A 26,846-nucleotide genomic window follows, 5' to 3' on the forward strand; every position below is an offset into this window, starting at 1 on the left:
AAGCAGAACCCCCGCGAACCCCTGGAGCGTACGAGAGTGGCCGTCAACCTGGTCAACGTCGAAGCCGTCGGCAAGACATACGGCACGCGAGCGCTGCTCGAATCCGTGTCCCTCGGCGTCTCCGAAGGCGACCGCACCGGCGTCGTGGGCCGCAACGGCGACGGCAAGACCACCCTCATCCGGCTGCTCGCCAAGCTGGAGGAGCCGGACACCGGCCGCGTCACCCACCAGGGTGGGCTGCGACTGGGCGTCTTGACGCAGAGCGACAGCCTCGACCCGGCCGCGACCGTGCGCCACGAGGTGATCGGCGACCGCGCCGACCACCAGTGGGCGGGCGACGCGAAGATCCGCGACGTGCTGACCGGCCTGTTCGGCGGCCTGGACCTGCCCGGCTTCCCGCTCGGCCTGGACACCGTCATCGGCCCGCTCTCCGGCGGCGAGCGGCGCAGGATCGCGCTCGCGAAGCTGCTGATCGAGGAGCAGGACCTGCTGGTCCTCGACGAGCCGACCAACCACCTCGACGTCGAGGGCATCGCCTGGCTGGCGGGCCACCTCGGCACCCGCCGCTCCGCGCTCGTCTGCGTCACCCACGACCGCTGGTTCCTCGACCAGGTCTGCACCCGCATGTGGGACGTGCAGCGCGGCTCGGTGTACGAGTACGAGGGCGGCTACAGCGATTACGTGTTCGCGCGCGCCGAGCGGGAACGGATCGCGGCCACCGAGGAGACCAAGCGGCAGAATCTGATGCGCAAGGAGCTGGCCTGGCTGCGCCGCGGCGCCCCGGCCCGCACCTCCAAGCCGCGCTTCCGCATCGAGGCGGCGAACGAGCTGATCGCCGACGTGCCGCCGCCGCGCGACACCGCGGAGCTGATGAAATTCGCCAACTCCCGCCTCGGCAAGACGGTCTTCGAGCTGGAGGATGTGACAGTCCAAGCGGGCCCCAAGGTGCTGCTGAAGCACCTGACGTGGCAGCTCGGCCCCGGCGACCGCGTCGGCCTGGTCGGCGTCAACGGCTCGGGCAAGACCTCACTCCTGCGGGCGCTCGCCGAGGCCGCGGCGACCGGCGGCGACCAGCAGCCGGCGGCCGGCAAAGTGGTCGTCGGCAAGACGGTGAAGCTCGCTTACCTCTCCCAGGAGGTCGCCGAGCTGGACCCGAACTGGCGGGTGCTCCAGGCCGTGGAGTCGGTGCGGCAGCGCGTCGACCTCGGCAAGGGCCGGGAGATGACCGCGGGGCAGCTCTGCGAGAAGTTCGGCTTCACCAAGGAGAAGCAGTGGACGCCGGTCGGCGACCTGTCCGGCGGTGAGCGCCGTCGGCTCCAGATCCTGCGGCTGCTGATGGACGAGCCCAATGTGCTGTTCCTGGACGAGCCCACCAACGACCTCGACATCGAGACGCTCACCCAGTTGGAGGACCTGCTCGACGGCTGGCCCGGCTCGATGCTGGTGATCAGCCACGACCGGTACTTCCTGGAGCGCACCACCGACCGCGTCTTCGCGCTGCTCGGCGACGCCAGCCTGCGCATGCTGCCGCGCGGTGTGGACGAGTACCTGGAGCGCCGCCGCCGGGTCGCCGAGGCCGCGGCGCCCGCCCCGGCGCCCGCCAAGGACAAGCCCACGGGCGACACCCGCGCGGCGAAGAAGGAACTCCAGCGCATCGAGCGGCAGCTCGACAAACTCGGCCAGCGGGAGGCGAAGCTGCACACCGGCATCGCCGACAATGCGACCGATTTCGAGAAAGTCGCCTCCCTGGACGCCGAATTGCGCGCGCTGCGCGAGGAGCGCGAGGAACTGGAGATGCGCTGGCTGGAGTTGGCGGAGGACGCGTAACACCCCTTCACATGAGGCGGGTAAGACCCCTTCACATGGGGCGGGTAACACCCCTTCGCAGGTGAAGCAGAATCCCTCGACGTGTGAAGACGTGTAGCGGCCAGGTAACGGTCGGGCCGCTCCCCGAGGGGGTGGTGGGGGCGGGTGATAGAAAGAATTTCCGTTCATCCGTCCCTGATTCACCTGTGCCCGAAGGACCTGTTGATGTCGCAGCCGCCCCCGCCGCCCCCCGGAAACCCGCCGCCGCCCGGCGGTGGTTACGGATACCCGGGCCAGGCGGGCCCGGTTCCCGGTAACGAGAACCCGTACGCGCAGCCGGTGCCCCCCGGCCAGAACCCGTACGCGCAGGCGCCCACCCAACCGGCCTTCCCGCAGCAGCAGTACGGCGGCCGGCAGGGACCTCCGCCGCCGCCCGGCCAGGTGCCGCCCCCGCCCCCGCCGCCCGGTCAGGTGCCGCAGGGGCAGACACCGCCCCCGCAGTACGGCTACCCGCAGCCCGGCCAGGTCCCGCCGCAGCAGCAGGCGTACGGCTATCCGCAGCAGCAACAGCCGCCGTACGGGCCCGGACCCTCGGGCTACCCCGCCCCCTCAGGCGGTTCGTCGAACAACAAGCTGATCGTGATCGTCGCGGCGGTCGTCGCCGCGGTGCTGGTGATCGGCGGCGGAGTGTACTTCGCGACCAAGAGCGGCGGCGGCGACGACCCGGCGCCCAAGCCGCAGGCCAACGCCGGTGGTGCCAACGGCGGTACGAACACCGCCAAGACGCACAATTCGACACTGTCGTACAAGTGGGACAAGCCCGCGGACCCGGTGGCGTCGAAGGACAATCTGAAGAGCGTCCTCGGCGTCTGGTTCACCGACAAGTACGTGGTGAAGAACGAGATCGACAAGGTCGTCGGCTACGACCTGGGCACCGGCGCGGTGGCGTGGACCGTACCGACACCGTCGAGCGGCGACTGCACGGCCGCGCGCGACTCCAACAACAACCTGACGGCCGTCCAGTTCGGCGCCAACTGCGAGCAGGTAATGGTGATCGATCTCGCGGCGGGCAGGGCGGTGTGGACGGCGAAGCTGCCGGTCGGCAGTTCGGAGAAGCCGGACTTCGACTACAGCGAGATGGCGATCAGCGGCGACACGCTCGGCGTGGACTGGCTGGAGGGCTCGATCGGCTACCGGCTGAGCACCCAGAAGGTGCTGTGGCGGTCGGGCAACGGTGACTGCGAGGACGACGGCTACGCGGGCGGCAAGCAGTTCGTGGCGATCGTCAACTGCGGTTACAAGACGTACAAGGTCCAGGTCATCGATCCGGACAACAACGGCAGCGCCAAATGGTCGTGGACGGCGCCGGTCGGCACCAAGGTCTCGGCCGTCGTCTCCACCGACCCGGTGGTGGTGGTGCTCGGCACCGAGGGCGAGAGGCAGACGGACGTGGCGACGATCGTCGACGGCCGTCTCCAGTCGCGGGTCTCGCTCGGCACCGACAAGTACGACATCAGCACGGACGGCACCGAGATGCAGGCCGTGCACAATGTGATCGTCAGCAGTGACACCCTCTATCTGTCGCTGACGAGCAAGCACGACAGCAACGGCCAGGTGCTCAGCGGGATCGTCGCGTTCAACCTGAGCGACGGCAAGCAGAAGTGGATCGCCAAGCCTGACAGCAAGCACGACATCCAGGGCCTGGCGATCGAGGACGGCAAGCTCCTCGCGTACGAGCCCGCCGGCTACGACGTGCAGGGCCGTCTGGTGACCCTGGACCCGGCCAGCGGCGCGCTCACCACCTACGCGCAGTTCGACACCGACGCCTCGCAGAAGCTGAACGTGTCGGCGATGCGCAGCTACCCCGTCTGGCACGACGGTCATTTCATCATCGCGACGCGCACGGTGTACGCCTCCTCGTCCGACCAGACCTATCTGGTGACCTTCGGCTGACGAGCTACGGTAATTCCGGATTCGCCGGAACCTTCTGTTCGATAGGGGGCGCGGCCGGTGGTGGATGCGTGTAGCTTCGCCGCCTAGGGCGGTATGCGTAGGGGTCGGGGTCGGCAGTGGTCCGGACCCCGGGGGGATAGGGGATACCCGACATGGGCGTACGGCTCGTGGTCGTTGACGACCACCGCCTGCTCGCCGAGGCGCTGGCCTCGGCACTGAAGCTGCGCGGGCACCGGGTGCTCGCGGCGGCGGCGCCCGCGGCGGGCGCGGCGGAACTGGTACTGAGCAGGTCTCCCGAGGTGTGCCTGTACGGCACGGCCGCACCGGCCGAGCCGGGCGCCTTCGACGCGGTGGCCAGGATCAAGCGGGAGCGCCCGGCGGTCGCGGTGGTCGTCCTCGGGCCGGTGCCCGACCCGCGCGGCATCGCGGCGGCCTTCGCGGCCGGCGCCTCCGGTTACGTACGCCACGACGAGCGCATCGAGGGCGTGGAGCGCGCGATGGCCAAGGCGCGGGCCGGGGAGGTCGCGGTGGCGCAGACGCTCCTCCAGGGCGCCTTCGCGGAACTGCTCAACCCCGCGCGGCAGCCGGACGACGAGGGCGCGCGGCTGCTGGAGATGCTCACACCGCGCGAGATCGAGGTCCTGGTGCGGGTCGCGGAGGGCGAGGACACCCGGCTGATCGCGGCGGGCATGCGGATCGCGCCGAGCACCGCGCGGACGCATGTGCAGCGCGTCCTGATGAAGCTGGGGGTCGGCTCCCGGCTGGAGGCGGCCGCCCTGGCCGCCCGTACCGGCCTGCTGGACCGCGCGGCGGCCGAAGGCGCCCCGGCGTCCGCGGCGTTCCCGCAGTCCTCCGCGGCCGGTCCCGGCGCGGCGGGCTGACGCACCGACCCCAGCACCCCCCTTTTTCCACACGTTTTCCGCACGTCTTCCGCCCGCGGGGCGGCACCTCCGGACAGGAGGTGCCGCCCCGCTCTCGCGTGCGCGGACACTTACCACCACAATCAACCTGTTTCAAGCATCTTCCCGGAGTCCCCATTGACCGGGCTGTTATTTTGTGGTTCCTTGTGTTTGATTATGTTGAGTGCTTGTGATGAGGGGCCTCAAGGGTGAAGAAGACGACGACCCGGCTCGCCGACGGCCGTGAGCTGATCTATTACGACTCCAGGGACGACGTCGTGCGCGACGCCGTGGACCGCCGTCCGCTGGAGCCCGTCGCCACCGAGTCCGAGCTGCGCGCCGACCGGCTGCTGGGCGACACCGTCGCCGTCGCCTCGCACCGGCAGGGCCGTACGTACCACCCGCCCGCCGACGAGTGCCCGCTGTGCCCCTCGCGCGAGGGTCGGCTGAGCGAGATCCCGGACAGCGACTACGAGGTGGTCGTCTTCGAGAACCGCTTCCCCTCGCTGGCCGGTGACGCGGGCCGCTGCGAGGTGGTCTGCTTCACCCCCGACCACGACGCGTCCTTCGCCGACCTGAGCCCCGCCTCCGCCCGCCTGGTGCTGGACGCCTGGACCGACCGCACCCGCGACCTGGGCCAGCAGCCCGGCGTGGAGCAGGTCTTCCCGTTCGAGAACCGCGGCGCGGAGATCGGCGTCACCCTCGGCCACCCGCACGGCCAGATCTACGCCTATCCGTTCGTCACACCGCGCACCGCCCTGATGCTGCGCTCGCTCGCCGAGCACCGCGAGCGCACCGGCGGGCGCAACCTCTTCGACGACGTCCTCGCCGACGAGCGCGCGGACGGCCGCCGAATCGTCCTCACGGGTGAACACTGGACCGCCTTCGTGCCGTACGCCGCGCACTGGCCGTACGAGGTGCACCTGTATCCCCACCGGCGGGTGCCCGACCTGCTCGGCCTCGACGAGGACGCGCGCGCCGAGTTCCCGCGGGTCTATCTGGAGCTGCTGCGCCGCTTCGACCGGATCTTCGGCGAGGGCCAGCCGCGTACCCCGTACATCTCCGGCTGGCACCAGGCGCCGTTCAACGCGCCGGACCGCCGCGATTTCGCGCTCCATCTGGAGCTTTTCACTATCCGGCGCACATCGGGCAAGCTGAAGTTCCTCGCGGGCTCCGAGTCCGGAATGGGCGCTTTCATCAACGATGTGCCGCCGGAGTCCGCGGCGTTGCGACTGCGAGAGGTAGCGAGTCAGTGAGCACCGAGCGAGCGGGCACCGAGTCGACGACCGCCCAGCGGGAGACGGCCGCCCGGCCCAAGAAGGTCCTGGTCACCGGCGGCGCCGGATACGTCGGCGGGGTCGTCGCCGCCCATCTGCTGGAGGCCGGGCACCGGGTGACGGTGCTGGACGACCTGTCGACCGGCTTCCTCGCGGGCGTGCCCAAGGGCGCCGACTTCGTCGAGGGCCGCGTCCAGGACGCCGACAAGGTGCTCGACAGCACCTATGACGCGGTGCTGCACTTCGCCGCCTCCTCGCAGGTCGGCGAGTCCGTCGCCGTACCCGAGAAGTACTGGCGCAACAACGTCGGCGGCACCCTCGAACTGCTCGCCGCCATGCGGGACTCCGGCGTACGCACCCTCGTCTTCTCCTCCACCGCCGCCACCTACGGCGAGCCCACCGCCATCCCCATCACCGAGGACGCGGCGACCGCGCCCACCAACCCGTACGGCGCGACGAAGCTCGCCGTCGACCACATGATCACCAGCGAGTGCGCGGCGCACGGCCTGTCCGCCGTCTCCCTGCGGTACTTCAACGTCGCGGGCGCGTACGGCGGCCACGGCGAGCGGCACGACCCCGAGTCGCACCTGATCCCGCTGGTCCTCCAGGTCGCGCAGGGCCGCCGCCGCGCGGTCTCGGTCTTCGGCGACGACTACCCGACGCCGGACGGCACCTGCCTGCGCGACTACATCCACGTCGCGGACCTGGCCGAGGCGCATCTGCTGGCGCTCGACAAGGCGCCCGCGGGCGAGCACCTGATCTGCAACCTCGGCAACGGCAACGGCTTCTCGGTCCGCGAGGTCATCGAGACCGCCCGCCAGGTCACCGGCCACCCCATCCCGGCCACCGACGAGCCGCGCCGCGCGGGCGACCCCGCCGTACTGGTCGCCTCCGCGGAGCGCGCCAGGCAGCGGCTCGGCTGGCAGCCCAGCCGCACCGACCTCGCGGAGATCATCCGCGACGCATGGAATTTCACCCGGTCGCTGTCGCAGGACCACTCGCCGACGCAGGGGGAGGACGGACGATGACGGAAGCCACGACGGAAGCCGCGTTCGAGATCGCGTTCAAGAACATCTTCGGGCGCGCGCCCGAGGGCATATGGGCGGCGCCCGGCCGGGTCAATCTGATCGGCGAGCACACCGACTACAACGACGGCTACGTCATGCCGTTCGCGCTCCCGCACCGCACCCGGGCGGCCGTCGCCCGCCGCGACGACGGGCTGCTGCGCGTGCACTCCGCCGACATGGACGGCGGCGTCGTCGAACTGCGCGTCGACGAACTGGCTCCCGGTACGACCGGCGGCTGGGCCGTGTACCCCGCGGCCGTCCTGTGGACGCTGCGGCAGGCGGGCCACGCCATCGGCGGCGCCGACATCCACTACGACAGCAATGTGCCGGTCGGCGGCGGGCTCTCGTCCTCCGCCGCCCTCCAGGTCGTCACCGCCCTGGCCCTCACCGAACTGCACGGCCTGGACCTGCCCCGCCAGGAGTTGGCCCTGCTCTGCCAGTCCTCGGAGAACACCTACGTCGGCGCGCCCGTCGGCGTCATGGACCAGACCGCGTCCGCCTGCTGTACGCAGGGGCACGCGCTCCACCTCGACGTGCGCGGGCTCACGCAGCGCCAGGTGCCGTTCGACCTGGCCGCGCAGGGGCTGCAACTGCTGGTGGTCGACACCCGCGTCAAGCACGCGCACGCCGACGGGGCGTACGGCGAACTGCGCGCGGGCTGCGAGGCCGCCGCCGCGGCCCTCGGCGTCCCCGCCCTGCGCGACGTCCCCTACGACGGGCTCGACGCCGCGCTGGCCGCCCTCCCCGACGAGCGGCTGCGGCGGCTCACCCGGCACGTGGTGACCGAGAACCGGCGCGTCGAGGAGGTCATCGCGCTTCTGGACGCCGGGCGCACCCGCGAGATCGGGCCCGTCCTGACCGCGGGGCACGTCTCGCTCCGCGACGACTTCCGGATCTCGTGCGCCGAACTCGACCTCGTGGTCGACACCGCGCTCGCCAACGGCGCCCTGGGCGCCCGTATGACCGGCGGCGGCTTCGGCGGCTCCGCCATCGTCCTGGCGGAGGCTGCCGACATCCCGGCGCTGTCCGCGACCATCCAGGCCGCCCTTCCGGCGGCCCGGCTCTTCCCGACGACGGCGGGCCCCGGAGCGCACCGGCTGGTTTAGCGGGGCCCGGATCTCAAACCCGGTTCCCAGACCCGGTTTCCATACCCGGTTTCCAGACCCCGTTCTCCCACCCCGTGCTCAAATCCCGTTCCCCGCTCCCGTTCCCCGCTGTCTGACGGGCCGGTCCGTGTGAAGCTCGGCACGTGCGGACCGGCCCGTTCGGCGCGCGCGGGGCCGCTCCCGTCACCGTGGTCACTCCGGTACCACAAGGCGAGGGAATCCGGAATTCCGCGACGGAGAACTTCCGTCAAGACGGTGTTAACGGGGGCGCGACGCCCTACGCTTTTGAGACAGCGCCGGTGGGGGCCGGCGTGCATCAGGGGGCGAGACGCAAGGGGTTCGGCACCCGGGGAGGGGCGGCGGTCCCGATCCGGGTGCCGGATCCCGCGCGAATGCCGCCCCGCCACTGGGGGAGTGCCCAACACCGGGAGTGGTACCCGTGGGACGAATCCGCGTTCTCGTCGTCGATGATCATCGCATCTTCGCCGAGTCGCTTGCCGCCGCGCTCGCGGCGGAGCCCGACGTCGACGTCTCGGCCGCGGGGAGCGGCCCGGCCGCTCAGCGCTGCCTGGACCGCGCGGCGGCCGACAACCGGCGCTACGACGTCCTGCTGGTGGACGCCGATCTGGGGGACGGTCCGCGACCGCCGGTGACGCTCGCGGCGGTGCCGCGCATCCCGGTCGAGCAGGAACCGGTCCTGGACGGCCTGGCGCTGGTGGAACGGGTCAGGGCCGAGTATCCGGGGACCCGTACCGTCGTGCTGGCCGAGCGGGACGACGCCCGCAGGGCGGCCCGCGCGCTCCAGGCCGGGGCGTCGGGGTGGGTCGCCAAGGACTGCTCGCTGTCACGGCTGCTCGCGGTCGTACGCGGCGTGCTGCGCGACGAGACGCATCTGCCGCCCGCCCTGCTGACCGGTGTGCTGCGCGAGCTGACGGCCGCCCGCAGGCACCGCACCGAGAGCGAACGGCTGGTGGAGTCGCTGACGCCGCGCGAGCAGGAGGTGCTGCGCTGCATGGTCGCGGGCCTGGGCCGCAAAGCCGTCGCCGAGCGGCTGTTCCTGTCGCCGCACACCGTCCGCACCCATATGCAGAATGTGCTGGGCAAGCTCGGCGTGCACTCGACGCTGGCGGCGGTCGCGCTGGCCCGCAGGGCGGGCGTGGGGCCGGTGGAGCTGGTGCCGTCAGCCGGGGACGTTGTCGAAAGGCGCGGTCAACTGTCGTAGCAGCCCGGCCAGTTCACCGCGCTGCCGGGCGGACAGCTCGCCCAGGATCGCGCGTTCCTGCGCGAGCAGTCCGGCCAGCGACTGGTCCGCGCGCTCCTGGCCCTCCACGGTGAGCCGGACGAGCACGCCGCGCCGGTCGCTGGGGTCGGGCAGCCGCTCGACGAGCCCGCGCTGGGCGAGCCGGTCGATCCGGTTGGTCATCGTGCCGGAGGTGACCAGCGTCTGGGTCAGGAGCTGGCCCGGCGAGAGCTGGTACGGCGGTCCCGCGCGGCGCAGCGAGGTGAGCACGTCGAACTCCCACGGTTCGAGACTGTGCTCGGCGAAGGCCAGCCGCCGCGCGCGGTCGAGGTGCCGGGCGAGTCTGCTGACCCGGCTGAGCACCTCCAGCGGCTCCACGTCGAGGTCGGGGCGCTCTCGGCGCCATGCAGCGACCAGCCGGTCGACCTCGTCCTCCATGCGCTCAGTGTAGTAGGTCTGTCGATATGAAGTCTCTTGATATGAAGCCTCTTGACTTCAAGAGATATGTCGGAGGAGCCTGGACACCGACCAGAGGGCAGAACCTCGCCCTCCGTTTCGGTAGCGGCTGTGCGCAGCCGGCTATGAAAAGCCAGGGAGTACGACGATGCACGCAGCGCCAACGTGGGACCCGCAACAGTATCTCCGGCACTCCACCCACCGCACCCGCCCTTTCCTCGACCTCCTCACCCGTATCCAGGATCTGCCGGGCGGCGACGCGCCCCGGATCGCCGACATCGGGTGCGGTCCGGGCAATGTCACCGCGCTGCTCGCCGACCGCTGGCCCGGAGCCCGGATCACCGGCTTCGACAGCTCCCGCGAGATGCTGGACGCGGCGGCGCGGTACGCGGGACCCACGGCGGGCGGCGGTGAGCTGGACTTCCGGCAGGCCGACGCGGCGCACTGGGCGCCCGAGGAGTCCTTCGACCTGATCGTCTCCAACGCCGCGCTCCAGTGGGTGCCCGGCCACGCCGACCGCTTCCCCGGCTGGCTCGACCACATCACGCCCGGCGGCACCCTGGCCTTCCAGGTGCCGGGCAACTTCACCGCGCCCAGCCACGCGCTGCTGGGCGAGCTGTGCGACACCCCGCGGTGGCGCGACCGGCTCGACGGACACGGCCGCCGCTACGTCCACATCCTCAGCCCGGCCGACTATCTGGAGCGGCTGACCGAACTGGGCTGCGCGGCCGATGTGTGGGAGTCGACGTATGTGCAGTTGCTCCAGGGCGAGGACCCGGTGCTGGAGTGGACCAAGGGCACCGCGCTGCGGCCGGTGCTGACCGCGCTGGACGGCGACCGGGGGGCGGTGACGGAATTCGTCGGCCAGTACCGCGACCTGCTGCGCAAGGCGTACCCGCCGGGCCCGCACGGGACGGTCTTCCCCTTCCGGCGGATCTTCACCGTCGCGCGCAAACAGGGGCAGGAGGCGGCGGCGTGACGCGGGGAGTGGCAGGGGGGACGGCGGGGGGCGCCGACGGCTTCGGGATCGCGGGGGTCGACCACGTCCAGCTCGCCGCGCCGCCGGGCAGCGAGGAGGCGCTGCGCGCGTACTACGTCGGGGTGCTGGGGATGGCCGAGTTGACCAAGCCGCCGGTGCTCGCGGCGCGCGGCGGCTGCTGGTTCGCGGCGGGGGACGCGGTGCTGCACTTAGGGATCGAGGAGGACTTCAGGCCCGCCCGCAAGGCCCACCCGGGCATCCGCGTCACCGGGATCCACGCCTTCGGCAAGGAGCTCCAGGCGCGCGGCGCCAAGGTCGTCTGGGACGACGACCTGCCGGGCCACTCCCGCTTCTACTCCGAGGACCCGGTCGGCAACCGGCTGGAGTTCCTGGAGCCGATGGCGATGAGAGCCTGACGTCCGTGCGCGGGGGCGTCGGGCGAGCGTGCCTGACGCCCCCGCGCGTCCTACAGCAGCAAGAAGGCCGCACCGATAAGCGCCGCCCCCAGCGCCGCCAGCGTCCACGCCGTGCGCCGCATCCGCAGCGCCCCGCCGGCCACGACCGCGGCCAGCAGCAGGGCTCCGGCCAGCGGCACCCAGGAGAAGAACAGGCCGCCCCAGTCGGACCGTACGACCGTGTTCGTCCCGGGCTTCACCACGACCGGCACACGGTCGCCGACATGGTGTGTGACCGGCAGGCTGATGACCACCTTCGGGCGGGCGACGGCCGACCCCTTCGGCGCGAAGGGTCCGGTGCAGGTGGAGTCGCCGCAGTTCGTCAGCGTCATCGTGCCGTGCTCGTGCCCCTTGGTGAGCATCACGTATTGCGCGGTCTTCCACGAGTCCCAGGCGCCGGACGCCAGGAGCAGCAGCACCAGCGCCCACCCGCCCACCACCCGGGCCAGCAGGACCAGCCCCCAGGTGCCCTCGGCCATCCGGCGGGAACGGCTGCGTTTCACCATGCGGGCGATCTTTGGCCATCGCATGCCGTCCGGTCAACCTCGGTACGCGCCCGCCCTCGACAAGGGTGAGCGCCGTGTCCGGCGGTTGACCGGTCGCGCGTCCGGTCAGGTGTTGTACGTGCTCTGCGCGCGCTCCAGGCCCTCGGTGATCAGCGCCTCGACCGCGTCCGCCGCCCGGTCCACGAACCAGTCCAGCTCCTTGCGCTCGGTGGACGAGAAGTCCTTGAGCACAAAGGCCGCCACGTCCATCCGGCCCGGCGGACGACCGATCCCCGCGCGCACCCGCAGATAGTCGGGGCCCATCGACTTGGTCATCGACTTGAGGCCGTTGTGGCCGTTGTCGCCGCCGCCCAGCTTGAGCCGCAGCGTGCCGAAGTCGATGTCCAGCTCGTCGTGGACGGCGATGATCCGCTCGGTCGGCACCTTGTAGAAGTCGCGCAGCGCGGTCACCGGGCCGCCGGACAGATTCATGTACGACTGGGGCTTCGCCAGCACCACCCGCTGGTTCGCGGGACCGGGCGGGCCGATCCGGCCCTCCACGACCACGGCCTGCGCCTTCTGCGCGCGCTTGAACTTGCCGCCGACCCGCTGGGCGAGCAGATCGGCCACCATGAAGCCGATGTTGTGCCGGTTCCCCGCGTACTCGGGGCCCGGATTGCCGAGGCCCGCGACCAGCCAGGGCCCTGAGGTGTCACTCATCCACGTCTCCGACTCCGTGTCGCCGACTTCGTACCGGGAAAACGGCCGCCGCCGCACTCCGTGAGGGTGCGGCGGCGGCCGGGGTCACACGCGAGCACGTCGGCACGCGAGCGCGCGGGCACGTGAGCGTACGCACACGAGCACGTCAGCATACGAGCGCATAAGCGCGCGAGGACCGGGGGAGCGCGGGGGACTACGCCTCGGCGGCGGCGTCCTCGGTGCCCTCGGCGGCCTCGTCGCCCGCCTCGTCGGCGGCCTCGGCCTGGGCCGAGACGACCTGGATGACGACCGCGTCCTCGTCGATCGCCAGGGTGGAGCCCTTGGGCAGGGTGATGTCCTTGGCGAGGATGGAGGCGCCGGCCTCCAGGCCCTCGATGGAGACGGTGACCGCGGTCGGGATGTGGGTCGCCTCGGCCTCGACGGGCAGCGTGTTGAGCACGTGCTCCAGCAGGTTGCCGCCGACGGCCAGCTCGCCCTCGGTCTGCACCGGGATCTCGACGGTGACCTTCTCGCCGCTCTTCACGGACAGCAGGTCGACGTGCTCGATGGTGCCGCGCAGCGGGTCGCGCTGGACCGCCTTGGGGATGACCAGCGCGGTCTTGCCGTCGAGCTGGAGGGAGATCAGCACGTTCGCGGTGCGGAGCGCGAGCAGCAGCTCGTGGCCGGGGACGGTGACGTGCTGCGGGTCGGCGCCGTGACCGTAGATGACGGCGGGGACCTGGTGGGCGCGGCGCACGCGGCGGGCGGCGCCCTTGCCGAACTCGGTGCGCGGCTCTGCGGCGATCTTGACCTCGGCCATGATGCTCAACTCCTCGATACGGAAAACTCGGTACGCGAAAGGGGGGTCATACGGTCGCCCGACCCACGACGGGCCGTTCCACGACTCACCCCCGCTTGCGCGGAGACCGTTACGAGGAGCGCGCCGATAACGGAGGTCCGCCGGAAAAACCGGGGCCTCCCTCGCCGAGCAACGCGGACAGCGTAACCGGCGGGGAGGCCCCGGGAGAAATCGATCTAGCTCAGTGCTCGGAGTCCTCGAACAGGCTGGTGACCGAGCCGTCCTCGAACACCTCGCGCACCGCGTTGGCGATGGTCGGCGCCATGGACAGCACGGTGATCTTGTCGAGGTTCAGCTCGCGCGGGGTCGGCAGGGTGTCGGTGAGGATGAACTCGCTCACCCGGGAGTTCTTCAGCCGGTCCGCGGCGGGCCCGGAGAGCACACCGTGGGTGGCGGTCACGATGACGTCCTCGGCGCCGTTGGCGAACAGCGCGTCGGCGGCGGCGCAGATCGTACCGCCGGTGTCGATCATGTCGTCGACCAGGACGCAGACCCGGCCCTTGACGTCACCGACGACCTCGTGGACCTTCACCTGGTTGGCGACGTCGGGGTCGCGGCGCTTGTGGACGATGGCCAGCGGCGCGCCGAGCCGGTCGCACCAGCGGTCGGCGACCCGTACCCGGCCGGCGTCCGGGGAGACCACCGTGAGCTTGGCGCGGTCGACCTTGGCGCCCACGTAGTCCGCGAGGACCGGCAGGGCGAAGAGATGATCGACCGGGCCGTCGAAGAAGCCCTGGATCTGGTCGGTGTGCAGGTCGACCGTGAGGATGCGGTCGGCGCCCGCGGTCTTGAACAGGTCCGCCATCAGCCGGGCCGAGATCGGCTCACGGCCGCGGTGCTTCTTGTCCTGCCGGGCGTAGCCGTAGAAGGGCACGATCACGGTGATGCTCCGGGCGGAGGCCCGCTTGAGAGCATCGAGCATGATGAGCTGCTCCATGATCCACTTGTTGATGGGAGCGGTGTGGCTCTGGATGAGGAAGCAGTCCGCGCCGCGGGCCGACTCCTGGAACCGCACATAGATCTCGCCGTTGGCGAAGTCGAAAGCCTTGGTCGGCACCAGGCCGACTCCGAGACTGTGTGCCACCGCCTCCGCCAGATCGGGGTGGGCGCGGCCGGAGAAGAGCATCAGCTTCTTCTCACCGGTCGTCTTGATCCCGGTCACTGCACCGTCTCCTTGGAGTTTTCGACTGGTGTTCGGCACAGCGTCGCCTTCGGTTAGGCGTGCTGGCGGAATTGTGTGCAAGCCACACGGTACGCCCCAACCGGCGCATCTGTGCACCTCAAGAGGCCCGGATGAGACGTCCCTCACTCGCCCTGCGGCGTGTCTCCTCGTTGTGCGCGTTCGGCGGCCTCGGCGGCGGCGCTGCCGGGACGCTTGCGCGCCACCCAGCCCTCGATGTTGCGCTGCTGACCGCGGGCGACGGCCAGCGACCCCGCGGGAACGTCCTTGGTGATCACCGATCCGGCGGCGGTGTACGCGCCGTCCCCGACGGTGATCGGCGCCACGAACATGTTGTCGGAGCCGGTCTTGCAGTAGCTGCCGATGGTGGTGTGGTGCTTGGCCTCGCCGTCGTAGTTCACGAAGACGCTGGCGGCGCCGATGTTGGTGTACTCGCCGATCGTGGCGTCCCCCACATAGCTGAGGTGCGGCACCTTGGTGCCCTCGCCGATCGAGGCGTTCTTCATCTCCACGTACGTGCCCGCCTTGGCCTTCGGGCCGAGCTTGGCGCCGGGGCGCAGATACGCGTACGGGCCGACGGTCGCCTGCTCGCCGATCTCGGCCTGGTCGGCGACGGTGTTGGACACCCGTGCGCCGGGGCCGACCGCGGTGTCGGTGAGCGTGCAGTTGGGGCCGACCTCGGCGCCCGCGCCGACGCTGGTGGCGCCCAGGAGCTGGGTGTTGGGGTGCACCAGGCAGTCCTGCTCGAAGCGGACGTCGACGTCGACCCAGGTGGAGGCGGGGTCGACGACCGTGGCGCCGTCCAGCATGGCGCGGTGGAGCAGCCGGTCGTTGAGCACCCGGCGGGCCTCGGCGAGCTGCACCCGGTTGTTCACCCCGGCGATCTCGCGGTGGTCGGGGGCGACGTACGCGCCGACGCGGTGGCCGGCCTCGCGCAGGATGCCGAGGGCGTCGGTCAGATACTCCTCGCCCTGCGAGTTGTCCGTGGTGATCTTGCCGAGCGCGTCGGCGAGCAGGGCCGCGTCGAAGGCGTAGACCCCGGAGTTGATCTCGGCGATCGCCAGTTGGGCCGGTCCGGCGTCCTTCTGCTCGACGATCGCGGTGACCCGGTCGTCGGAGGAGCGGATGATCCGGCCGTAGCCGGTGGGGTCGGGCACCTTCGCGGTGAGGACCGTCACGGCGTTGCCGTCGCCCTCGTGCGCGCCGACCAGGGTGTGCAGGGTCTCGGCGGTGAGCAGCGGGGTGTCGCCGTAGGTGACCACCACGGTGCCGTCCAGGACGACGCCCTGCGCGGACAGCGCGTCCAGGCCGATCCTGACCGCGTGCCCGGTCCCGTTCTGCTCGTGCTGCACGGCGGTGAGCGCCTGCGGGTCGATGCCGTTGAGGTGCTCGGTGACCCGCTCGCGGGCGTGGCCCACGACCACCACGAGGTGCTGCGGCGCCAGTTCGCGGGAGGCGGCGACCACATGGCCGACCAGGGAACGGCCGCAGATGGGGTGGAGGACCTTCGGGGTGGCCGACTTCATGCGGGTGCCCTCACCCGCGGCGAGGACGACGACGGCAGCCGGACGGTTCGGGCTCACGTGAGGAGACTCCTCGGCTTCGGGTGCTGGACATCCGCAGGATACCGACGGGTTCCCGGATGGACGCCGGGCGGCCCCGGCCGGACCGGCCGGGGCCCCGGTGAGGTGCTCCGCCGCCAGGACTCGAACCCGGACATAAGGCACCAAAAGCCCCAGTGCTGCCAATTACACCACGGCGGATCAACCCGCGCTTTCGACCCGTTGGCGAGCCGGGCGGGCTGGACTTCACCATCATGCCGTACGAGCCGGGGTGGACGCGACGTAGATCCGGGGTAGAGATCGCACGACGGGCCGCATGAAGTGGTTCTGTCGCTCGTCGTCGGCCGCTGCAATACTTACGGCGGCGTAAGTTACGGGCTTGACCGGCTGAAACCAGCCCCCTCAGATCCCCAAGGGACAGACATGACCACGCACACGGACGTGAGGCCCGAGTCCCGGGAACCCGGGCCCTCGGGACAGGAAGACGCGCTGAACAGCGCCACCCGCGGTGGTGAGAGCAAGCGGTCGATCGAGCAGATCGCGCTGCTGCTGTTCATCAGCATCCCCTTCGTGGCGCTGGTGGCGGCCATCCCGCTCGCCTGGGGCCGCGGCATGAGCTGGCTGGATCTCGGCCTCATGATCGGCATGTACTTCCTCGGCTGCCACGGCATCACCATCGGCTTCCACCGGCACTTCACCCACGGTTCGTTCAAGGCCAACCGCCCCCTGAAGATCGCGCTCGCCATCGCCGGATCGATGGCCGTCGAGGGCCCGATCGTGCGCTGGGTGGCCGACCACCGCAGGCACCACAAGTTCAGCGACGCCGAGGGCGACCCGCACAGCCCGTGGCGGTACGGCGAGACGCTGCCCGCGCTGATGAAGGGCCTGTGGTGGGCCCACATGGGGTGGCTGTTCGACGAGGAGCAGACCTCGCAGGCGAAGTACGCGCCCGACCTGATCAAGGACTCCGCGATCCGCCGCGTCTCGCGCGACTTCTGGCTGTGGACCGTGATCTCGCTGGCCATCCCGCCGGTGGTCGGCGGCCTCGTCACCATGTCGTGGTACGGCGCGTTCACCGCGTTCTTCTGGGGATCGCTCGTTCGGGTGGCGTTGCTGCACCACGTCACCTGGTCGATCAACTCGATCTGCCACGCGGTCGGCAAGCGCCCCTTCAAGTCCCGTGACCGCTCCGGCAACGTGTGGTGGCTGGCGGTGCTGTCCTGCGGCGAGTCCTGGCACAATCTGCACCACGCCGACCCCACCTCCGCCCGGCACGGTGTGCTGCGCGGCCAGGTCGACTCCAGCGCCCGGATCATCCGCTGGTGCGAACAGCTCGGCTGGGCCACCGACGTCCGCTGGCCGAGCGCGGACCGTATCGCGGCCCGCCGTAAGGAAAACATCAGTGAAGCGGCATGATTGACGCGTGAGCGACGGCAGCGGATCGAACGGCGACGGCGGAAGCGGCAGGGCCTCGGGTACGGATTCGGGTGCGAAGTCGGGCTCACGTCCGGCCACGGCCTCAGGCGTGGCGGGACCCACCGCCCGGCGCGCCCGCCGGGTCCGTATGACCGGCAAGGAACGGCGCGAGCAGCTTCTGGACATCGGCCGCACGCTCTTCGCCGAACGCGGCTTCGAGGGCACCTCGGTCGAGGAGATCGCCCACAAGGCGGGCGTCTCCAAGCCGGTGGTGTACGAGCACTTCGGCGGCAAGGAAGGGCTCTACGCCGTCGTCGTCGACCGTGAGATGCGCCGGTTGCTCGACATGGTGACCGGCGCCCTCACCGGCGGCCACCCCAGGGAGCTGCTGGAACAGGCCGCCTTCGCGCTGCTGGACTACATCGAGCAGTACACCGACGGTTTCCGCATCCTGGTGCGCGATTCACCCGTCGCCCAGTCCACCGGCACCTTCGCCTCGCTGATCAGCGACATCGCCACCCAGGTCGAGGACATCCTCGGCCACGAGTTCAAGCGGCGCGGCTTCGACCCCAAACTCGCCCCGATGTACGCGCAGGCGCTGGTCGGCATGGTGGCGCTCACCGGCCAGTGGTGGCTGGACGCGCAGAAGCCGAAGAAGGCCGAGGTCGTCGCCCACCTGGTGAACCTCTCCTGGAACGGCCTGGCGGGCATAGAGCCCAAGCCGCGGCTGATCGGCCACCGCAAGAACTGAGGCGGCCGACGACGTACAGGCGCGTAGGCGCGCAGGCGCACAGGCGCACAGGCATACAGACGTACAGGCATACAGACGTACAGAAGAAGGCGCCCGGCAGACCGATCATCGGTCCGCCGGGCGCCTTTCTCCGATCGCTCAGCCGGTGTTGCGCAGCCCCGCCGCCACACCGTTCACCGTCAGCAGCAGCGCGCGCGACAGCAGCGGGTCGGGGCTCTCGCCCCGCTCCGCTGCCGCCCGCTGCCGGGCCAGCAGCGTCACCTGGAGATACGAGATCGGGTCCAGGTACTGGTCACGGATGTGGAAGGTCTGCGCCAGCAGCGGGCTGCCCGCCAGCAGCTCGGACTCCCCGGTGATCCGCAGCACCTCGCTGACCGTCAGCGCGTGCTCCGCCTCGATCGTGGCGAAGACGTGCTTGAGCTCGTCGGGCACCAGGGTGTCCACGTAGTGCCGGGCGATCCGCAGATCGGTCTTGGCCAGGGTCATCTCGACGTTGGACAGGAAGTTGCGGAAGAAGTGCCACTGTCCGAACGCCTCGTCTATCACCGGGCCGAGCCCCGCCTCGCGGGCGGCCTTCAGACCGGCGCCGACCCCGAACCAGCCGGGGACGATCTGCCGGGACTGCGTCCAGCCGAACACCCACGGGATGGCCCGCAGACCGTCCAGGCCCGCACCGGAGTCCGGGCGGCGCGAGGGGCGCGAGCCCAGGTGCAGCTCGCCGAGCTGGTCGACGGGCGTGGAGGCGAAGAAGTACGGCGGCAGGTCCGGGTCCTCGACCAGCTTGCGGTACGCGTCGTGGGCCGCCTCGGAGACGATGTCCATCGCCGCGTCCCAGCGCGACAGCGCCTCGTCGGACTGCCGGGGCGCGGTGTGCAGCGCGGACGCCTGGAGCGTGGCGGCGACCGTCAGTTCCAGGTTCTCCCGGGCCAGCGACGGGATCAGGTACTTGTCCGAGATCACCTCGCCCTGCTCGGTCACCTTGATCTCGCCCTCCAGGGTGCCCCAGGGCTGGGCGAGGATCGCGGTGTGCGAGGGGCCGCCGCCGCGGCCGACGGTGCCGCCGCGGCCGTGGAACAGCCGCAGCCGCACCCCGTGCCGGTGCGCGACGTCACGCAGCCGCCGCTGCGCCCGGTGGATCTCCCACTGCGAGGTGGTGATGCCGCCGAACTTCGACGAGTCGCTGTAGCCGAGCATGACCTCCTGCACGTCACCGCGGAGCGACACCAGCCGCCGGTAGGACGGGTCGGACAGCATCTCGTCCAGGAGCTGGTCGGCGATCTTCAGCTCGTCGGTGGTCTCCAGCAGCGGCACGATGCCGATCTTGGCGATCCCGGCGTGCAGGTCGATCAGCCCGGCCTCGCGCGCCAGCACCGCCGCCGCGAAGACGTCGTCCGAGCCCAGGCACATCGAGATGATGTACGACTCCACGACCTCCGGACCGAACCGCTCGAACGCCTCCCGGATGGTGTGGAACACCCCGAGCGTCTTGGCGCCCGCCTCGTCCAGCGGGGCGGGCGTCGGCGCCAGCGGGCGGCGCGAGCGCAGCTCCTTGGCCAGCAGCTTGCGCCGGTAGTCGCGCGGCATGTCCGCGTACCGCCAGGACTCCTCGCCGAGCCGGTCGAAGAGCTGCCCCAGCGCGTGGTGGTGCGCCTCGGCGTGCTCGCGCACGTCCATGGTCGCGAGCTGGAGGCCGAAGGCGGACAGGGTCCGGATCGTACGGTCCAGGCGGCCGTCGGCGATCAGGCCGCCGCGGTGGACGCGCAGCGAGTCCTGGATGAGCTGGAGGTCGTGCAGCAGACCGCCGGTGCCCAGGTAGTCGCGGCCGGGGACGTGCGGGGTGCCGCCGGCCAGCCGCTCGCGGGTGTTGACGAGCTTCTGCCGGATGCAGGTCGCCTTCAGCCGGTACGGCTCCTCGGCGTTCAGCCGCTTGTAGCGCGGGCTGATCTCGGGCAGCGCCACCAGGTCCGTGGCGAGCGAGTCCAGCAGGTCGGTGCTCGCGCCGCAGTTGCGGATCGAGTTGGACAGCGCGCCGCGCAGCACGTCCACCAGGTCGAGCGCGTCGGTGATGCCGTGCTCGTGCTGGAGGATCAGCACGTCCCAGGTGACCTGCGGGGTCACATTGGGGTTGCCGTCGCGGTCGCCGCCGATCCAGGTGCCGAAGGTCAACGGACGGGTCCCCGCGGGCAGCGGCAGCCCGACCCGCTCCAGCTCGGCCGCCAGGTCCTCCAGGACGTCGCCGACCGCGCCCGCGTGCAGTTCGTCCAGGTAGTAGATGGCGTTGCGCGCCTCGTCGGCGGGCTCAGGGCGCACCACCCGCAGCTCGTCGGTCTGCCACAGCAGGTCGATGTTCTCCGCGAGCCGCAGGTCCGCGCGGCGCCGGTCGCCCGTGCCCTGCCCGGTGGTGTCGTCCAGCAGCTCCGCGATCCTGCGCAGCTTGTTCAGCACACTGCGCCGCGCGGCCTCGGTGGGGTGCGCGGTGAACACCGGCCGCACGTTCAGATTCCGTACGGTCTCGCGTACGTGCTCGGGGTCGCCGTCCTTCAGCAGGTCGGCGGTCTGGGCGAGCAGGCCGCCCTCCTGCGCGCGGCGCTCGCGCAGGTCCCGGCCGCGGTGCACCTGCTCGGTGACGTTGGCCAGATGGAAGTAGGTGGAGAAGGCGCGTACCAGCTTGGCGGCGGTCTCCAGGTCGGTGTCGCCGAGAAGCGTGGCGGCTGCCTCGCCGTCGGTGCGGGTCAGGGCACGTACCCGCTCGACGAGATCGAGGAGTTCCTGGCCTTCCTGTCTCACCAGCGTGCCGCCGAGCAGTTCTCCCAGGCGGCGGATGTCGGCTCGCAGGGCGGTACTGCTCTCCGGGGCGGTGTCGGCGCTGCTCACAGGTGCGGCTCCTTGTGCAGTGGAAGTGGACGACGGCATACAAGGCGTAGGGAAAGACGTGGCTGCGGACCGCGCTGTCCGACCGCTCCAGGATAGGTGGCCGCCTCCGCGGCGAGACGGCCCGCCCATCTGGCGGACACGGCACCCGGTCGCGCTTACCCCTGGAGACCCTTACCGGTCCCGCCGGCCGATACCGCGCCGATACGGGGCTGACACGGCCGCCACGCCGCCTCGGGCACCGCCTAGTCTGGACGCCATGAGTACGACGGGGGCGCACGTACCGGACGACGGGGCTGGAGGACGGCCCGGGTCCGGCTGGTGGTGGTGGACGCGGCGGCGCGGCTTCCTCCTGGACCTGGCGCTGGCCGTGGCCTCGGCCGTGGAGTGCGCCTTCGAGGGCGTGACCTTCGCCCACAAGACCGGGGTGACGCCCGCGGTGGCGGCGCTGATCGGGCTGCTTGCGGGCGGCACCTTGCTGCTGCGCCGCCGCTGGCCGATCGCCGTGGTCCTGGTGGGCATCGCCCTGAGCCCGGCCGAGCTGGGCTTCCTGCTGTCGGTGGTCGGCCTCTACTCCCTGACCGTCTCCGAGGTGCCGCGCCGGATCACCGCCGCGCTCGCCGCCATGAACGGCCTCGGCACCTTCCTGGTCTCCTTCATCCGCCTCCACGACAGCCTGCGCAACGCGGACGACAACCGCTCGATGTCCCTGCCGATCGTCCTGAGCACCTCACTCCTGCTCGCCCTCGGCCTCACCGCCCCGCCGGTCCTGCTCGGTCTGTACGTACGGGCCAGGCGCCGGCTGGTGGAGAGCCTGCGGGAGCGGGCCGACGGCCTGGAACGCGAGCTGGAACTCCTCGCGGAGAAGGCGGCCGAGCGCGCCGAGCGGGCCCGCGCCGAGGAGCGGACCCGGATCGCCCGCGACATGCACGACGTGGTGGCCCACCGGGTGAGCCTGATGGTCGTCCACGCGGCGGCCCTCAAGGCCGTCGCCCTCAAGGACCCGGCCAAGGCGTCCAGCACCGCGGAGTTGCTCGGCGACATGGGGCGCGAGGCGCTGACCGAACTGCGCCAGATGCTCGGGGTGCTGCGTACGGCGGCGCCCGAGCGGGCACCCGCGCCCGCGCCGCGGCTTCCCGCGCCGCGGGTTCTTGAGCCGGAGCCGGATACGGATACGGATACGGCTATGGAGCCGGAGCCCGAGGGGCCGTGCATCGACCAGCTCGGCGAACTCGTCGAGCAGTCCCAGGCCGCCGGGATGACCGTCGAGTTCACCGTCGAGGGCGAGGAGCGGCCCTGCGGCGCCCGCGTCGAACAGACCGTCTACCGCGTGGTGCAGGAAGCGCTCACCAACGTCCACAAGCACGCCGGGGGCGCCAGGGCCCATGTCCGGCTCGCCTACCGCGAGCTCGAGATCGCCGTCCTCGTTCTCAACGGGCCCTCCGACGGCACCCCGGCCACGCCGCTTCCCAGTGGGGGGCACGGGCTGGTCGGTATGAAGGAACGTGTCACCACCCACGGCGGGGGCTTCGCCGCGGGCCCCACCCCCGACGGCGGTTTCCGCGTCTCCGCCTTGTTGCCCCTGGCAGCCCGCCCGATCTGACGCCCGCCTGGCGCCGGACGGTGAGCCGCTCTTCGGGGGCGGGGCCCTGGGCGGTTCTTCTCCCAAGGCGGCTGGCCGATCCTTGAGGGGCGCGGGGAACTGCGCGCTCAGCCACCGACGGTGGCGCGGCCATTGGCCACCGGCCCCAGCGGGGCAGACGCGGTTGTTCCCGGGCTGACAGCCCGGTGGGGGCTGGCCGCGCAGTTCCCCGCGCCCCTCAAGACAACGCCCTGCGCAAGGGCAAGGCACCTTCCCCGCGCCCCTCAAGACAACGCCCTGCGCAAGGGCAGCGCACCTTCCCCGCGCCCCTCAGGACAGCGCCCTGCGCAATGGCAGCGGGCTTTCGGGGTCAGGCCGGGTCGGACGGGTCGGCTTGTTCGGGGAGGCCGGGGGCGCCCGGGGCTTCGGGGTGGTCCGGCCCGGAGGGCGGGAGGTGGCGGCCGGTCAGGGAGGCGAGGGTGGCCCGTACGTGCGCGAGATGCGCGCGAATCTCGTCGCGGTGCTGCTCGTGCTCGCGCAGCGAGCGCTCGCTCTCGCGGCGGGTGCGCTCCTCGTGCATGCGCGCCTGGGCGAGCAGTTCGGACGCCCGCTCCTCGGCCTCCTGCTGCTGCACCCGCAGGGCCTCCTCGGCGTCGGCACGCTCCTGGTGCGCCTCGTGGAGGCGCCGTTCGGCGTCGCCGAGGAGATCGGCGAGCCTGCTGTCGACCCCGGCCTCGCGCTCGGCGAGCTCGTGTTCGAGGGTGTCGAGCCGTTCGCGGCGCTCCTTGTCGACCTCGGCCAGGGTCCGGCCGACGTCCTGCCGCATGGCGTCCAGGGCGCGGCCCGCCTCGCCGCGTACGGCCTCGGCTTCCGCGCGGGCCTGGCCGAGGATCTCGGAGGCGCGTCCGCACGCCTCGTCCAGGAGCCGTTCCGCCTGCTCCTCGGCGGCGGCGAGCCGGGCGGAGGCGGCGGCGCGGGCCTCGTCCTGAAGGGTGCGGCGGGCGGTCTCCGCGGTGTCGCGCGCGTGCTGCGCCTCGGCCTCGGCGCGGTCGCGTACGGCGGCGGCCTCCTCCTCGACCAGCCGCAGCAACTCCTGGGCGCCGTCGCCGAGCGCGTCGAACGAGGTGGCGCCGAGCGCTTCGACCTGGTGCCGCAACGAGGCGCACTCGGCGTCCATCTCGTTGGCGAGCACCGTCAGCCGGGCGGCCCGCTCCCAGGCGGCGTCCCGGTCCTCCGACAACTCGTCGAGGAAACGGTCGACCTGTTCCGGCCGATAGCCGCGTCCGCGCGCGGTGTCGATGTTGCGGGCTGACGATGCGGTGTTGCTGCTCATGCCCTGCCCCTCGCCGTCGGCCGTTCCGTCCTGCCTATTTTTGGCTTATGTCCGAATTGTACGGGCTGCGACACTCCGACCTGTCTCCTACCCATCCACTCCCTTCCCGATGGCCCCGAACGCAGACGGGCCGGGTGAAGAAGGGAAGTGCCCTTCGTCACCCGGCTCTTCGCCGCGTGCGGGGTGGGGGTCAGCGTGCGAGGGAGACGGCGAACGGCGTGAAGCCGTTCCGGCGCAGGACGTGGGGCACGACCAGGATCATGGCCTCGGCGGCGCGGGCGGTGCGAATGCCGCCGAGGTCCTCGATCCATGCGGGCCGCCAGCCCAGGTCGGCGAGCAGACCGTTGACGGTCTTCTTCGCGTCCTCGTCGTCCCCCGACACATAGGCGGTCGGCGGGGTGGCCAGGATCTCGGGAGCGGTCATGACCATGAACAGCATGGTGTTGAGGGTCTTGACCACACGGGTGTCGGGGAGTGCGGCCTGGAGATGCTCGGCGAGGCTGCCGCCGGGGTAGCACAGGTCGCCGGGCAGCCCGTCCTCGGCGTCGCGGGTGGCGTTGGAGACATCGACGAGGATCTTCCCGGAGAGTTCGGCGCGCAGGCCGGTGAGGCGTTCCAGCGAAGTGTCGCCGGGCGTCGCGTTGATCACGATGTCCGCGCCGCGGGCGGCGGTGGGCTGGTCGGCGAAGGCGACCGTCGGGGCGGCCCCGGCGGCGCGGGCGGCGGTCTCCACCGGGGTCCGGCCGCCGAGGGTGACCTGGTGTCCCGCGGCGGAGAGCTTGTTGGCGAGGTGGGTCCCGACGCGGCCCGCGCCCAGGATGCCGATGGTGGTCATGAGGTGATGCTCCTTGCGGTGTCGAGCGGGTAAGGGCGGGGCGTCCGGTCAGACGATCGGCGACAGGACCTCGCGGGCGGCGGCGTGGACGCCGGGGGCCGCGGCCAGGAAGTCGCGGCTGCGGGTGCTCCAGGGCTCGCCCGCCAGGTCGGTGACGGTGCCTCCGGCCTCGGAGACCAGCAGGGCGCCGGAGACCAGTCCCGAGCGGACGTCGGAGAACTGCCAGAAGGCGTCCATCCGTCCGGCGGCGACGTGGATGAGCTGCATCGTGGCGGGCACGGACACGCGTACGACCAGGCCGTTGACGAGCATGGCGGTGACGGAGTCGCCGATCCGCCGGAAGGTGCGCTCGTCCTCGCCGGGCCTGGCCTGACCGGTGCCGATGAGCGAGGCGGCCAGACCGGTCTTGGCGGACACCGCCAGGGGCCGGTCGTTGAGGCGGGCGCCGCCGCCGGCCACCGCGGTGTACGTGTCACCGGTCAGCGGCAGGTGGACGACGGTGAGCACCGGCTGGTTGTCGCGGACCAGGGTGGCGGTGACGGCCCAGTCGTCCATGCCGTGCACGTGGTTGATGTTGCCCTCGGCGGGGTCGACCACCCACCACTCCCCGGGCGGGAGCGCGCCGCCCGCCAACTCGTCCTCGGCCCACCGCGATCCCGGCCGGGCCCGCAGCAGCGGTTCGCGCAGCACGCTCAGCACCGCGTCGTCGTTGGCGTGGATCTCCGCGACGACCTCGTCCAGGCTCACGCCGCGGGCGTGCGTGGTGTGGCGGTCGCGCAACGTGCGACCGGCGGTCCGCACCGCGGCCGTCACGTCGGACAGGAGGGTCGTGCCGGCGGCGAAAGGCATGGCTGTGCTCATGGGGGGCTCCCTGGTGTCGATGGCCGCGGGGCGGTTCTTCTCGCGCCCGCACTTCGACGGTAGGTCGCCCATGGATTAACAACAAGTGCATGCTTTTCACTTGTAGATTTACTGTCATGCAACTGGATCTGAACCTGCTCACGGCCCTGGACGCGCTGCTGGAGGAGGGGAGCGTCACCGGCGCCGCGGCCCGCCTCCATGTGACCGCGCCCGCGATGAGCCGGTCCCTGGGCCGTATCCGCAAGGTCACCGGTGACCAGATCCTGGTCCGCGCCGGGCGCGGCATGCTCCCCACCCCTCGCGCGCTGGCCATGCGCGCCGAAGTCCACGCCCTCGTGCAGCAGGCCCACCGCCTGCTGTCCGCACGGCAGAGCCTCGACCTGGCGGCTCTGGACCGGGTCTTCACCGTGCGCTGGCACGACGCGCTGACCGCGGCCTGCGGCACCGCTCTGACCACGGCCGTCCGCGAGCAGGCGCCCGGCGCCCGGCTGCGGTTGTCCGCCGAACCCGGCACGGACACGCCCGAGTCGCACCGGGGCGAGGTCGACCTCGAATCCAGCTCCGGCCGGTCGGCGCTTCCCGACATCCGCCACCGCCTCGTCGGCAGGGACCGGCTGGTCGTCGCCGTCCGGCCCGGCCACCCGCTGGCCGAGGGCCCGTTGAGCCCCGAGCGTTACGCGGCGGCGGAACACCTCACCGTCTCCCGGCGCGGAAGCCTGCGCGACTCGGTCGACGACGCCCTGGCCGCGCACGGCCTCGAACGGCGCGTCGCCGCCGCCGGGCCCACCGCCGCCTTCGCGCTGCGGCTGGTCCTCGACACCGACCTCGTGGTCACCGTGCCCGACGCGGTCACCCGCGAGGCCAGGGACCACCTCGGCCTGCTCACCCTGCCGACGCCGCTCCCGCTGCCCGACGTCCCCTTGTACCTGCTGTGGCACCAGCGCTACGACGAGGACCGCGCCCACATCTGGCTGCGCGACCTGGCCACCGAAACCGTCCAGGCGCTGTTCGCACCACTGAACGCCTGACCGGCCCCCAGATCGGCCCGCTTGACCGGCCCGCCTGAACGGCACAGCGGACGGCCCCGCCGCGGCGGGGCCGTCCCCTGACGCCGCAGCAACGACCCCGCGCCGCGGTTCAGCCGTCCGCCCGGCCCTCAGTGGGGCGTAACAGC

Annotated in this window: 23 protein-coding genes and 1 tRNA gene; 13 read left to right on the plus strand and 11 right to left on the minus strand. The window is 71.6% G+C overall.

Annotation, left to right across the window (positions count from 1 at the left end):
* Positions 1 to 36: 36 nt before the first annotated feature.
* The 7 genes from ABZX65_RS14000 (at position 37) to ABZX65_RS14030 (ending at position 9,330) form a co-directional block, all read left to right on the plus strand.
* Positions 37 to 1,827, plus strand: a complete 1,791-nt coding sequence (locus ABZX65_RS14000) for an ABC-F family ATP-binding cassette domain-containing protein (RefSeq protein WP_355337968.1) — start codon at positions 37 to 39, stop codon at positions 1,825 to 1,827.
* Positions 1,828 to 2,031: 204 nt separating this feature from the next.
* Positions 2,032 to 3,759, plus strand: coding sequence for a hypothetical protein (locus ABZX65_RS14005; protein WP_355337971.1), 1,728 nt, complete (start codon positions 2,032 to 2,034; stop codon positions 3,757 to 3,759).
* Between the two features lie 152 nt (positions 3,760 to 3,911).
* Positions 3,912 to 4,640 (plus strand): LuxR C-terminal-related transcriptional regulator, encoded by a 729-nt coding sequence (locus ABZX65_RS14010; RefSeq protein ID WP_355337974.1) that lies wholly within the window; start codon positions 3,912 to 3,914, stop codon positions 4,638 to 4,640.
* 227 nt (positions 4,641 to 4,867) lie between these two features.
* Positions 4,868 to 5,914 (plus strand): galactose-1-phosphate uridylyltransferase, encoded by a 1,047-nt coding sequence (gene galT / locus ABZX65_RS14015; protein ID WP_355337977.1) that lies wholly within the window; start codon positions 4,868 to 4,870, stop codon positions 5,912 to 5,914.
* A gap of 68 nt (positions 5,915 to 5,982) precedes the next feature.
* The gene (galE, locus tag ABZX65_RS14020) at positions 5,983 to 6,963 is read left to right on the plus strand and encodes a UDP-glucose 4-epimerase GalE (RefSeq protein ID WP_355338102.1); all 981 of its coding nucleotides are present in this window, start codon (positions 5,983 to 5,985) and stop codon (positions 6,961 to 6,963) included.
* Complete coding sequence (gene galK / locus ABZX65_RS14025) at positions 6,960 to 8,108, plus strand: galactokinase (protein WP_355337980.1); 1,149 nt, start codon at positions 6,960 to 6,962, stop codon at positions 8,106 to 8,108. The genes galE and galK overlap by 4 nt, the downstream gene beginning before the upstream one ends.
* 439 nt (positions 8,109 to 8,547) lie before the next feature.
* Positions 8,548 to 9,330: a response regulator transcription factor gene (locus ABZX65_RS14030; protein WP_188282377.1), complete on the plus strand. Its 783-nt coding sequence runs from the start codon at positions 8,548 to 8,550 to the stop codon at positions 9,328 to 9,330.
* Here ABZX65_RS14030 and ABZX65_RS14035 read toward each other — a convergent pair.
* Positions 9,289 to 9,786, minus strand: a complete 498-nt coding sequence (locus tag ABZX65_RS14035; protein WP_355337983.1) for a MarR family transcriptional regulator — start codon at positions 9,784 to 9,786, stop codon at positions 9,289 to 9,291. The genes ABZX65_RS14030 and ABZX65_RS14035 overlap by 42 nt on opposite strands.
* Before the next feature lie 166 nt (positions 9,787 to 9,952).
* Between ABZX65_RS14035 and ABZX65_RS14040 the strand changes: the two genes are divergently transcribed.
* Together ABZX65_RS14040 and ABZX65_RS14045 are read left to right on the plus strand one after the other, a co-directional pair.
* On the plus strand, positions 9,953 to 10,783 hold the full coding sequence (locus ABZX65_RS14040) for a trans-aconitate 2-methyltransferase (RefSeq protein WP_355337986.1): 831 nt from the start codon (positions 9,953 to 9,955) through the stop codon (positions 10,781 to 10,783).
* Entirely contained in the window at positions 10,780 to 11,199 is a 420-nt protein-coding gene (locus ABZX65_RS14045) for a glyoxalase (RefSeq protein WP_355337989.1), read from the plus strand. Before ABZX65_RS14040 ends, ABZX65_RS14045 begins: the two co-directional genes overlap by 4 nt.
* Before the next feature lie 50 nt (positions 11,200 to 11,249).
* Here ABZX65_RS14045 and ABZX65_RS14050 read toward each other — a convergent pair whose 3' ends face one another.
* The 6 genes from ABZX65_RS14050 to ABZX65_RS14075 form a co-directional block, all read right to left on the minus strand.
* Positions 11,250 to 11,717 (minus strand): hypothetical protein, encoded by a 468-nt coding sequence (locus ABZX65_RS14050; protein WP_355338105.1) that lies wholly within the window; start codon positions 11,715 to 11,717, stop codon positions 11,250 to 11,252.
* 132 nt (positions 11,718 to 11,849) lie between these two features.
* Complete coding sequence (gene pth, locus ABZX65_RS14055) at positions 11,850 to 12,443, minus strand: aminoacyl-tRNA hydrolase (protein ID WP_355337992.1); 594 nt, start codon at positions 12,441 to 12,443, stop codon at positions 11,850 to 11,852.
* A 193-nt stretch (positions 12,444 to 12,636) separates the two neighbouring features.
* On the minus strand, positions 12,637 to 13,242 hold the full coding sequence (locus ABZX65_RS14060) for a 50S ribosomal protein L25/general stress protein Ctc (RefSeq protein WP_355337995.1): 606 nt from the start codon (positions 13,240 to 13,242) through the stop codon (positions 12,637 to 12,639).
* Positions 13,243 to 13,462: 220 nt separating this feature from the next.
* Entirely contained in the window at positions 13,463 to 14,443 is a 981-nt protein-coding gene (locus tag ABZX65_RS14065) for a ribose-phosphate diphosphokinase (RefSeq protein WP_355337998.1), read from the minus strand.
* A gap of 143 nt (positions 14,444 to 14,586) precedes the next feature.
* Positions 14,587 to 16,044: a bifunctional UDP-N-acetylglucosamine diphosphorylase/glucosamine-1-phosphate N-acetyltransferase GlmU gene (glmU, locus tag ABZX65_RS14070; RefSeq protein WP_355338001.1), complete on the minus strand. Its 1,458-nt coding sequence runs from the start codon at positions 16,042 to 16,044 to the stop codon at positions 14,587 to 14,589.
* Positions 16,045 to 16,152: 108 nt separating this feature from the next.
* Positions 16,153 to 16,224: transfer RNA gene (locus ABZX65_RS14075), tRNA-Gln, on the minus strand.
* A 222-nt stretch (positions 16,225 to 16,446) separates the two neighbouring features.
* Here ABZX65_RS14075 and ABZX65_RS14080 point away from each other — a divergent pair.
* Positions 16,447 to 17,439: an acyl-CoA desaturase gene (locus tag ABZX65_RS14080; RefSeq protein ID WP_355338004.1), complete on the plus strand. Its 993-nt coding sequence runs from the start codon at positions 16,447 to 16,449 to the stop codon at positions 17,437 to 17,439.
* Between the two features lie 148 nt (positions 17,440 to 17,587).
* Positions 17,588 to 18,190, plus strand: a complete 603-nt coding sequence (locus ABZX65_RS14085; protein WP_188282429.1) for a TetR/AcrR family transcriptional regulator — start codon at positions 17,588 to 17,590, stop codon at positions 18,188 to 18,190.
* Between the two features lie 138 nt (positions 18,191 to 18,328).
* On the opposite strand, the gene ppc is transcribed toward ABZX65_RS14085, so the two are convergent.
* Positions 18,329 to 21,064 carry a phosphoenolpyruvate carboxylase gene (ppc, locus tag ABZX65_RS14090; RefSeq protein ID WP_355338007.1) on the minus strand — a complete coding sequence of 912 codons (2,736 nt, stop codon included), beginning with the start codon at positions 21,062 to 21,064 and terminating at the stop codon, positions 18,329 to 18,331.
* Between the two features lie 256 nt (positions 21,065 to 21,320).
* On the opposite strand from ppc, the gene ABZX65_RS14095 reads away from it, so the two are divergent.
* Positions 21,321 to 22,664, plus strand: a complete 1,344-nt coding sequence (locus ABZX65_RS14095; protein WP_355338010.1) for a histidine kinase — start codon at positions 21,321 to 21,323, stop codon at positions 22,662 to 22,664.
* A gap of 349 nt (positions 22,665 to 23,013) precedes the next feature.
* Here the strand turns inward: ABZX65_RS14095 and ABZX65_RS14100 are convergent, their stop codons facing one another.
* The 3 genes from ABZX65_RS14100 to ABZX65_RS14110 form a co-directional block, all read right to left on the minus strand.
* Entirely contained in the window at positions 23,014 to 23,976 is a 963-nt protein-coding gene (locus ABZX65_RS14100) for a DivIVA domain-containing protein (protein WP_355338013.1), read from the minus strand.
* 190 nt (positions 23,977 to 24,166) lie between these two features.
* Positions 24,167 to 24,811 (minus strand): NAD(P)-binding domain-containing protein, encoded by a 645-nt coding sequence (locus tag ABZX65_RS14105; protein ID WP_355338016.1) that lies wholly within the window; start codon positions 24,809 to 24,811, stop codon positions 24,167 to 24,169.
* Between the two features lie 48 nt (positions 24,812 to 24,859).
* Positions 24,860 to 25,672: an inositol monophosphatase family protein gene (locus ABZX65_RS14110; RefSeq protein ID WP_355338019.1), complete on the minus strand. Its 813-nt coding sequence runs from the start codon at positions 25,670 to 25,672 to the stop codon at positions 24,860 to 24,862.
* 116 nt (positions 25,673 to 25,788) lie between these two features.
* Between ABZX65_RS14110 and ABZX65_RS14115 the strand changes: the two genes are divergently transcribed.
* Entirely contained in the window at positions 25,789 to 26,700 is a 912-nt protein-coding gene (locus ABZX65_RS14115; protein ID WP_355338022.1) for a LysR family transcriptional regulator, read from the plus strand.
* Positions 26,701 to 26,846: the final 146 nt, after the last annotated feature.

It is taken from the genome of Streptomyces sp. NPDC003300 (genome assembly GCF_040610915.1).
Lineage (GTDB): Bacteria > Actinomycetota > Actinomycetes > Streptomycetales > Streptomycetaceae > Actinacidiphila.

What these genes read in the sequence shown, in the direction of transcription:
- ABZX65_RS14095 (WP_355338010.1), top strand. Translation starts at nt 21,321, where the DNA reads ATGAGTACGACGGGGGCGCACGTACCGGACGACGGGGCTGGAGGACGG.
- pth (WP_355337992.1), bottom strand. Translation starts at nt 12,443, where the DNA reads ATGAGTGACACCTCAGGGCCCTGGCTGGTCGCGGGCCTCGGCAATCCG.
- ABZX65_RS14010 (WP_355337974.1), top strand. Translation starts at nt 3,912, where the DNA reads ATGGGCGTACGGCTCGTGGTCGTTGACGACCACCGCCTGCTCGCCGAG.
- ABZX65_RS14100 (WP_355338013.1), bottom strand. Translation starts at nt 23,976, where the DNA reads ATGAGCAGCAACACCGCATCGTCAGCCCGCAACATCGACACCGCGCGC.
- galK (WP_355337980.1), top strand. Translation starts at nt 6,960, where the DNA reads ATGACGGAAGCCACGACGGAAGCCGCGTTCGAGATCGCGTTCAAGAAC.
- ABZX65_RS14085 (WP_188282429.1), top strand. Translation starts at nt 17,588, where the DNA reads ATGACCGGCAAGGAACGGCGCGAGCAGCTTCTGGACATCGGCCGCACG.
- ABZX65_RS14035 (WP_355337983.1), bottom strand. Translation starts at nt 9,786, where the DNA reads ATGGAGGACGAGGTCGACCGGCTGGTCGCTGCATGGCGCCGAGAGCGC.
- ABZX65_RS14080 (WP_355338004.1), top strand. Translation starts at nt 16,447, where the DNA reads ATGACCACGCACACGGACGTGAGGCCCGAGTCCCGGGAACCCGGGCCC.
- ABZX65_RS14110 (WP_355338019.1), bottom strand. Translation starts at nt 25,672, where the DNA reads ATGAGCACAGCCATGCCTTTCGCCGCCGGCACGACCCTCCTGTCCGAC.
- ABZX65_RS14040 (WP_355337986.1), top strand. Translation starts at nt 9,953, where the DNA reads ATGCACGCAGCGCCAACGTGGGACCCGCAACAGTATCTCCGGCACTCC.
- ABZX65_RS14060 (WP_355337995.1), bottom strand. Translation starts at nt 13,242, where the DNA reads ATGGCCGAGGTCAAGATCGCCGCAGAGCCGCGCACCGAGTTCGGCAAG.
- ABZX65_RS14105 (WP_355338016.1), bottom strand. Translation starts at nt 24,811, where the DNA reads ATGACCACCATCGGCATCCTGGGCGCGGGCCGCGTCGGGACCCACCTC.
- ABZX65_RS14005 (WP_355337971.1), top strand. Translation starts at nt 2,032, where the DNA reads ATGTCGCAGCCGCCCCCGCCGCCCCCCGGAAACCCGCCGCCGCCCGGC.
- ABZX65_RS14050 (WP_355338105.1), bottom strand. Translation starts at nt 11,717, where the DNA reads ATGGCCGAGGGCACCTGGGGGCTGGTCCTGCTGGCCCGGGTGGTGGGC.
- ABZX65_RS14115 (WP_355338022.1), top strand. Translation starts at nt 25,789, where the DNA reads ATGCAACTGGATCTGAACCTGCTCACGGCCCTGGACGCGCTGCTGGAG.